Here is a 7,138-nt window from a genome sequence, read left to right as displayed (position 1 = left end):
GGGCTTGCCCGGCTGAGGGTCCGCGCAAAAAGCAGCCGGGCAAGCCCGGCTCTACGAATCCCACACCCGCGTTTCACCGAGCGGATCGAATCCCACACCGGCATTGCATCGAGCGTGTCACATAGCGCGACGCAATGACCGGATTCCTCCGATCAGGCGAACACCGCCTCCACCTGGGTCCAAGCGGCCTCATCCAGCTGCACCTCCAGCGCGCGCAGGTTCTGCTCCAGCTGCCCCACCCGGCTGGCCCCGAGGATCACGCTGGACACGTTCGGGTTGCGCAGGCACCAGGCAATGGCCAGTTCGGCCGGCGAATAGCCCAGCTCGGCGGCGAGCTCGGTGTAGCGGCGTACCTGCTGCAGGCGCTGCTCGGCCGAATCGCCCAGCACGAGGTCGCGCAGCCAGCCCATGTCCTGCTGGCCCAGACGCGAACCCGGCTCCATGCCGGCGTTGTGCTTGCCGGTGAGCAGGCCGGAGGCCAGCGGCGAGAAGATGGTGGTGCCCAGGCCCGGGTCGGCATACAACGGGGCGTATTCCTCCTCAACCCGCTTGCGGTGCAGCAGGTTGTACTGCGGCTGCTCCATCGAAGGCAGGTGCAGGTGCTGGGAACGGGCGAAATCCACCGCTTCCTGGATCTGCGCGGCCGACCACTCCGAGGTGCCCCAATACAGGACCTTGCCCTGGCGGATCAGGGTGTCCATCGCCAGCACGGTCTCGGCGATGGGGGTGTCGGCGTCCGGACGGTGGCAGTAATACAGGTCCAGGTAATCCACCCGCAGCCGCTTGAGCGCCGCGTGGCAGGCGTCGGTGACGTGCTTGCGCGACAGCCCGTGCTGGGTCGGGCGCGGGTCGTCGACGGAGCCGAAGAACACCTTGCTGGACACGCAGTAGCCGTCGCGCGGCAGGCGCAGGTCGGCGATCACGTCACCCATCACTTGTTCGGCGCGGCCGCGCGCATAACCCTCGGCGTTGTCGAAGAAGTTGATGCCGTTGTCCCAAGCGGTGGCAATGAGATTGCGGGCCTCGTCGCGGCCGATCTGGTCACCAAAGGTGACCCAGGCTCCGAAGGACAGGGCGGAAAGCTTCAGGCCGGTCGAGCCCAGGCGGCGGTAATGCATATGTGTCTCCTGCGGAAATCGGGAACCCAGGCCGCGCGGCGAACCTGAACGATGTTCACCAGTTTAGCCCCCAAACCGGCGCAAACCCTTATGGATGCTTGCCCGATCGCGGCCGTTCGGCCCCGGGCCGGCGCTTTTTCTTGCCCCGCCCCGGCCACCACTATAGGCTTCCCGTTTTTCGCGGCGCCCCAGGGGGGCTTCTCATGGTCGAAGGTTTGGGCAGGATCGGCTTCGGCCTGTTTGGTCTGGTGGTACTGATCGGTATCGCCTGGTTGTTCTCCAACAACAAGCGTGCGGTCGACTGGCGGCTGGTGATCACCGGCATCGCGCTGCAGATCGCCTTTGCCGCAGTGGTGCTGATCATTCCGGGCGGCCGCAATGTGTTCGACGGCCTGGGCCAGGGCTTCGTGAAGGTGCTGAGCTTCGTCAACGAAGGCTCCAGCTTCATCTTCGGCGGCCTGATGAACATCGATCAGTACGGTTTCATCTTCGCCTTCCAGGTGCTGCCCACCATCATCTTCTTCTCGGCGCTGATGGGGGTGATGTACCACCTCAACGTCATGCAGACGATCGTGCGCGCGATGGCGTGGGCGATCACCAAGATCATGCGCGTGTCCGGTGCGGAAACCACCAGCGTCTGCGCCAGCGTGTTCATCGGCCAGACCGAAGCCCCGCTGACGGTTCGTCCGTACATCGCCAAGATGACCCAGTCTGAGCTGATCACCATGATGATCGGCGGCATGGCGCATATCGCCGGCGGCGTGCTGGCGGCCTATGTGGGCATGCTCGGCGGCAGCGACCCGGTGCAGCAGGCGTTCTACGCCAAGCACCTGCTGGCCGCCAGCATCATGGCCGCCCCGGCGACCCTGGTGGTGGCCAAGCTGCTGGTGCCGGAAACCGGTACCCCGCTGACCCGTGGCACGGTCAAGATGGAAGTGGAGAAGACTTCCAGCAACATCATCGACGCCGCTGCCGCCGGTGCCGGCGACGGCCTGAAGCTGGCGCTGAACATCGGTGCCATGCTGCTGGCCTTCATCGCCCTGATCGCCCTGCTCAACGCCCCGCTGACCTGGTTCGGCGAAGTGACCGGCCTGCAGGCCCTGCTGGGCCGACCGACCGACCTGTCGACCCTGTTCGGCTACCTGCTGGCCCCGATTGCCTGGGTGATCGGCACCCCGTGGGCCGACGCCACCACCGTGGGCTCGCTGATCGGCCAGAAAGTCGTGCTGAACGAGTTCGTCGCGTACTCGGAACTGTCCAAAATCGTCAACGGCCAGGTGCCGGGAATGACCCTTTCTGATGAAGGCCGGCTGATCGCCACGTACGCCCTGTGCGGTTTCGCGAATTTCAGCTCCATTGCGATCCAGATTGGTGGTATTGGTGGTCTGGCCCCGGAGCGCCGCCACGACCTGGCCAAGTTCGGTCTGCGTGCGGTGCTGGGCGGCACGATCGCCACCTTCATGACGGCGACCATTGCCGGCGTGCTGACGCATTTCAGCTGATATCCGTTTTAGAGAAACAATCTTTATGAGTAGCAGTGTCGTCGTTGTCGGTTCCTTCAACGTGGATCATGTCTGGCGTTGTGAGTCGCTCCCCGCCCCGGGTGCGACCATTGCCGGCCGCTACAGCACCGGCCCCGGTGGCAAGGGCTTCAACCAGGCCGTCGCGGCCCGCCGCGCCGGTGCCACCACCACCTTCCTGTGCGCCCTCGGCGACGACGCCGGCGGTGCCATGGCGCGTGGCCTGGCCGCCCAGGACGGCTTCGAGCTGACCGCCGAGGCCAGCGCTGAGCCCACCGGCACCGGCGGCATCTATGTCGATGCCCGTGGCCGCAACACCATCGTGATCGGCCCGGGTGCCAACGCCGCCCTCAGCACCGCCTTCATCGAACAGCAGCGCCCGCTGCTGGCCGGTGCCAAGGTCGTGCTGGCGCAGCTGGAATCGCCGGTGGAGACCATTGAAGCGGCCCTGGCCATCGCCCGTGAAGGCGGTGCCACCACCGTGCTCAACGCCGCCCCGGCCGACGCTCCGTCCAGCATTGGTCTGCTCAAGCTGGCCGACGTGCTGACCCCGAACGAGACCGAGTTCGCCGCCCTGCTCGGCCGCCACGTCGGCGAGCGCATCGACGCCGACAACGTCGCCGCCCTGGACGGTGCCAGCCTGCACGCGCTGTGCCGCAAGCTGGTCGGCAACGGCACCGTGGTGGTCACCCTGGGCGCGGTGGGCGTATTCGTCTCGCACGACGAAGACACCCTGCGCGGCGACACCCAGCCGTACTACCGCGTTGGCGCGGAACAGGTGCAGGTGGCCGACACCACCGGTGCCGGCGATGCCTTCAACGGAGCCCTGGTCGCCTCGATGGCCCAGGACCCCAGCGCCGCGTTCGCCCGCCACGTGCGCTTCGCCAACCAGTTCGCCGGCCGTTCGACTGAGAAGGAAGGCGCGGCGGTGGCCATGCCGCACTTCACCCCGGCGGACGCGCAAAGCGCCTGATCGGCGTATCCAACCGGAAAAACGGCGCGAAAGCGCCGTTTTTTTTGCCGCGGCGTCGGTCACCCCAGCGTTCCATCCCCGGCACGCCCGGCCAACGCCCGGCGCACTACAATGCCGCCCATGCAGATCGGCCCCTACTCCATCCAGCCCAACGTGGTGCTCGCGCCCATGGCCGGCGTCACCGACAAGCCCTTCCGCCTGCTGTGCAAGCGGCTCGGCGCGGGTCTGGCTGCCTCGGAGATGACCATCTCCGATCCCCGCTTCTGGAACACCCGCAAGTCCATCCACCGCATGGACCACGCCGGCGAGCCCGCCCCGATCAGTGTGCAGATCGCCGGCACCGAACCGGCCCAGCTTGCCGACGCCGCCCGCTACAACGTCGACCACGGCGCGCAGATCATCGACATCAACATGGGTTGCCCCGCCAAGAAGGTCTGCAACGCCTGGGCCGGCTCCGCGCTGATGCGCGATGAGGACCTGGTGGCCCGCATCCTCACCGCCGTGGTCAACGCCGTGCCCGTCCCGGTCACCCTGAAGATCCGTACCGGCTGGGACTGCGACCACCGCAACGGCCCGCGCATCGCCCACATTGCCGAAGACAGCGGCATTGCCGCACTCGCGGTGCACGGCCGCACCCGCGACCAGCATTACACCGGCAGCGCCGAATACGAGACCATCGCCGCGATCAAGGCTGCCCTGCGCATTCCAGTGCTGGCCAACGGCGACATCGATTCGCCGCAGAAGGCCGCCCAGGTGCTCGCACAGACCGGCGTCGATGCGGTGATGATCGGCCGCGCGGCGCAGGGCCGGCCGTGGATCTTCCGCGAAGTCGCGCATTATCTGGCGACGGGTGAAGAACTGCCGCCGCCGACGTTGATTGAAGTGCGCGACATCCTGCTCGGGCATCTGCACGCGCTGCACGAGTTCTACGGTGAAGCCCAGGGCGTGCGGATCGCGCGCAAGCACCTGGGCTGGTACGCCAAGGACCGGCCGGAGAATGCCGCGTTCCGTGCGGTGGTCAACCGTGCTGAAGACGCTGAGCAGCAGGTGGCGCTGACACGGGACTATTTTGATGCGTTGGCAGCGGGACAGCCGTTGTCATTTGCTGCCTGATTTTGATTTCTCGTCGAGCAGAGCTCGACGCTACCGGGCTCCCCCGCTCGCCGCCATCCATGTGATTGCCATGACGCCCCCTATTGCTTCCCCCACTTACCTGCACGGCTTCTCCGACACCGAACAGAACCGGCTGGTCATCCAGTCCCGGCTGCTCGAGTCCACCATCTTCAACAGCATCGACTACACCGGTGCGCGCAAGCTGCTGGAAGTCGGCAGCGGCGTGGGTGCGCAGACCGAGATCCTGCTGCGCCGGTTCCCCGAACTGCATGTCACCGGTGTGGACCTGAGCGGGGCCCAGCTGGCCACCGCGCGGCAGAACCTGGAAAAGACCCCGTGGTGCAGCGAGCGCTACACCCTGCAGCAGGCTGACGCCGGCAACCTGCCGTTCGGCCCGCGCGAGTTCGACTCGGCCTTCCTGTGCTGGGTGCTGGAACACGTGCCCTCGCCGGCCCGCGTGCTCAGTGAAGTGCGTCGCGTGCTGGTGCCGGGTTCGCCGGTGTATGTGACCGAGGTGATGAACGCCTCGTTCCTGCTCGACCCGTATTCGCCGCACATCTGGCGCTACTGGATGGCGTTCAATGATTTCCAGTACGACCACGGCGGAGACCCGTTCGTCGGGGCCAAGCTCGGCAACCTGCTGCTCGCCGGCGGCTTCCGCGACGTGCACACCGAGATCAAGACCATCCACCTCGACAACCGCGAGCCGGCACGGCGCAAGACCATGATCGCGTTCTGGGAACAGCTGCTGCTGTCGGCCGCCGAGCCGCTGCTGGAAGCCGGTCTGGTCGACCAGGCCACGGTGGACGGCATGCGCCAGGAATTCGGGCTGGTGCAGAACGATCCGAACGCGGTGTTCTTCTTCTCCTTCGTGCAGGCCCGCGCAACCGTCTACTGAGTGTCACGCCAGGTGTTGGCCTGCGCCAGCAGGTTCTGCCGAAGTGCGGCCGCGGCCCCGGTCACGCCGCCATTGCGATGGAACAGGTGGTACTGCAGCGACGGCAGCTCCGGCATCGGGCGGCTGACCACGCCCGCGGGTAGGCGGCAACACGCGTTCACCACGGCCAGGCCCATGCCCAGCCGCACCAGGTGCAGCATCACCTCCCAGCCGGTGGCCTCCACGGCCACGTTGAAATCCACCCCGGCGGACTGCAGCAGGCGGGACAGCATGACCCGATGCGGCCGCCCCTCGGGCGGCACGATCAGATCGGTACCCTGCAGGTCGGTCAGCTTCACCTTGCGCCGCGCCGACAACGGATGTCGGCGCGGCATTGCCAGCACCTGACCCACCCGGGTCAGCGGCAACACCGTCAGATCCTTGGGCACGGTTTCCAGACAGGCCACCCCCAGCTGGGCGCGGCCCGAGCGCACGGCCTCGACAGCGGCCGCGCCGTCGGCCGTAAGCAGCTGAAGCGAATGACGGCGATGGGACAGGTGGGCGCGGATGCCCTGCCCGAGCAGGTACAGCGTGGCTCCTTCGCCAGCCGCCAGCACCACGGTCGGTTCAACGTCCTGCCCTTGTAGTTCGCTCTGGAAGGCGTTCGCTGATGCCGCCAGCTCACGCGCAAAGCGCTGTACCTGCCGGCCAACCGGGGTGATCTCGATACCTCGGCCGCGGCGCACATAGAGGGGCCGTCCGACCGCCTCGCCCAGCTTGCTGATCCGGGTATGCAGCGCCGGCTGGGAAAGGTGGAGCCGGCCGGCGGCGCGGGTGAAGTTGCCGTCCTCTGCGAACTCGGCAAAGGCCATCAGGGCATCAAGGCTGACGTCGCGGAGAAGATTCATTATCCATTTTTTCTATAGATGATCTTTAAAATCAAGTTCCGCTCGATAGCTCAGCCAGATGAAATGCGCTTCAACCTACTACGGAGAAGCGCACATGAAACTCGGCATTGACGTCGGACGTGTATTGATCAGCCCCGGTGACGACACCACACCGGATACCTCATTCATCGCAGGCTCGCTGGAGAACGCGTTGAACACCCCACCGATGGACGACATGTTCCAGGTGGTTCCAGCGCTGGTGGAGCGGTTTGCCGGTGAGGTCTGGATCGTGTCCAAATGCGGGCAGCGCATCCAGGACAGAACGATGCAGTGGTTCGAGCATCATCGGTTCTTCGAGCGCACCGGGATCGACAGGGCCAACGTCAGGTTCTGCCTGCAACGTCCGGAGAAAGCGGTGCATTGCCGGGCGCTGGGCATCACCCATTTCATTGATGACCGGACCGACGTGCTGCAGGCCATGGAGGGCGTGGTGACGCATCGATACCTGTTCGGGCCGCAGCGCAAAGCGGTTCCGCAGGGCATGCAACACGTCATGACGTGGAAGGATGTTGCGCGCACCTTGCTGTAGAGCCACGCCTTGCGTGGCTTCGACCACGATTGGCACCGCGAAGCCACGCAGGGCGTGGCTC

The 7,138-nt window shown here is 66.2% G+C and carries 7 protein-coding genes; 5 read left to right on the top strand and 2 right to left on the bottom strand.

Annotated features, from left to right (window positions below):
• Positions 1–152 precede the first annotated feature (152 nt).
• A complete protein-coding gene (locus tag QMX83_RS18965; RefSeq protein ID WP_282298197.1) occupies positions 153–1,118 on the bottom strand; it encodes an aldo/keto reductase in 966 nt (321 codons plus the stop codon).
• Positions 1,119–1,321: 203 nt separating this feature from the next.
• On the opposite strand from QMX83_RS18965, the gene QMX83_RS18960 reads away from it, so the two are divergent.
• From QMX83_RS18960 to QMX83_RS18945, 4 genes are all read left to right on the top strand, one after another.
• A complete protein-coding gene (locus QMX83_RS18960) occupies positions 1,322–2,620 on the top strand; it encodes a nucleoside transporter C-terminal domain-containing protein (RefSeq protein ID WP_282298196.1) in 1,299 nt (432 codons plus the stop codon).
• Between the two features lie 25 nt (positions 2,621–2,645).
• A complete protein-coding gene (locus QMX83_RS18955) occupies positions 2,646–3,611 on the top strand; it encodes a ribokinase (protein WP_282298195.1) in 966 nt (321 codons plus the stop codon).
• A 120-nt stretch (positions 3,612–3,731) separates the two neighbouring features.
• A complete protein-coding gene (gene dusB, locus QMX83_RS18950; protein WP_282298194.1) occupies positions 3,732–4,724 on the top strand; it encodes a tRNA dihydrouridine synthase DusB in 993 nt (330 codons plus the stop codon).
• A 70-nt stretch (positions 4,725–4,794) separates the two neighbouring features.
• Entirely contained in the window at positions 4,795–5,622 is an 828-nt protein-coding gene (locus QMX83_RS18945; RefSeq protein WP_282298193.1) for a class I SAM-dependent methyltransferase, read from the top strand.
• Here the strand turns inward: QMX83_RS18945 and QMX83_RS18940 are convergent.
• Positions 5,616–6,509, bottom strand: coding sequence for a LysR family transcriptional regulator (locus QMX83_RS18940; RefSeq protein ID WP_282298192.1), 894 nt, complete (start codon positions 6,507–6,509; stop codon positions 5,616–5,618). The two genes, QMX83_RS18945 and QMX83_RS18940, sit on opposite strands and share 7 nt — an antisense overlap.
• Positions 6,510–6,603: 94 nt before the next feature.
• Between QMX83_RS18940 and QMX83_RS18935 the strand changes: the two genes are divergently transcribed.
• On the top strand, positions 6,604–7,077 hold the full coding sequence (locus tag QMX83_RS18935) for a hypothetical protein (protein ID WP_282298191.1): 474 nt from the start codon (positions 6,604–6,606) through the stop codon (positions 7,075–7,077).
• Positions 7,078–7,138: the final 61 nt, after the last annotated feature.

The sequence above is a fragment of the Stenotrophomonas sp. PS02289 genome, assembly GCF_029960115.1.
In the GTDB taxonomy this organism is placed as follows: domain Bacteria; phylum Pseudomonadota; class Gammaproteobacteria; order Xanthomonadales; family Xanthomonadaceae; genus Stenotrophomonas.
This window is presented reverse-complemented; position numbering and strand designations above follow the sequence as displayed.

What these genes read in the sequence shown, in the direction of transcription:
- QMX83_RS18965 (WP_282298197.1), bottom strand. Translation starts at nt 1,118, where the DNA reads ATGCATTACCGCCGCCTGGGCTCGACCGGCCTGAAGCTTTCCGCCCTG.
- QMX83_RS18960 (WP_282298196.1), top strand. Translation starts at nt 1,322, where the DNA reads ATGGTCGAAGGTTTGGGCAGGATCGGCTTCGGCCTGTTTGGTCTGGTG.
- QMX83_RS18955 (WP_282298195.1), top strand. Translation starts at nt 2,646, where the DNA reads ATGAGTAGCAGTGTCGTCGTTGTCGGTTCCTTCAACGTGGATCATGTC.
- dusB (WP_282298194.1), top strand. Translation starts at nt 3,732, where the DNA reads ATGCAGATCGGCCCCTACTCCATCCAGCCCAACGTGGTGCTCGCGCCC.
- QMX83_RS18945 (WP_282298193.1), top strand. Translation starts at nt 4,795, where the DNA reads ATGACGCCCCCTATTGCTTCCCCCACTTACCTGCACGGCTTCTCCGAC.
- QMX83_RS18940 (WP_282298192.1), bottom strand. Translation starts at nt 6,509, where the DNA reads ATGAATCTTCTCCGCGACGTCAGCCTTGATGCCCTGATGGCCTTTGCC.
- QMX83_RS18935 (WP_282298191.1), top strand. Translation starts at nt 6,604, where the DNA reads ATGAAACTCGGCATTGACGTCGGACGTGTATTGATCAGCCCCGGTGAC.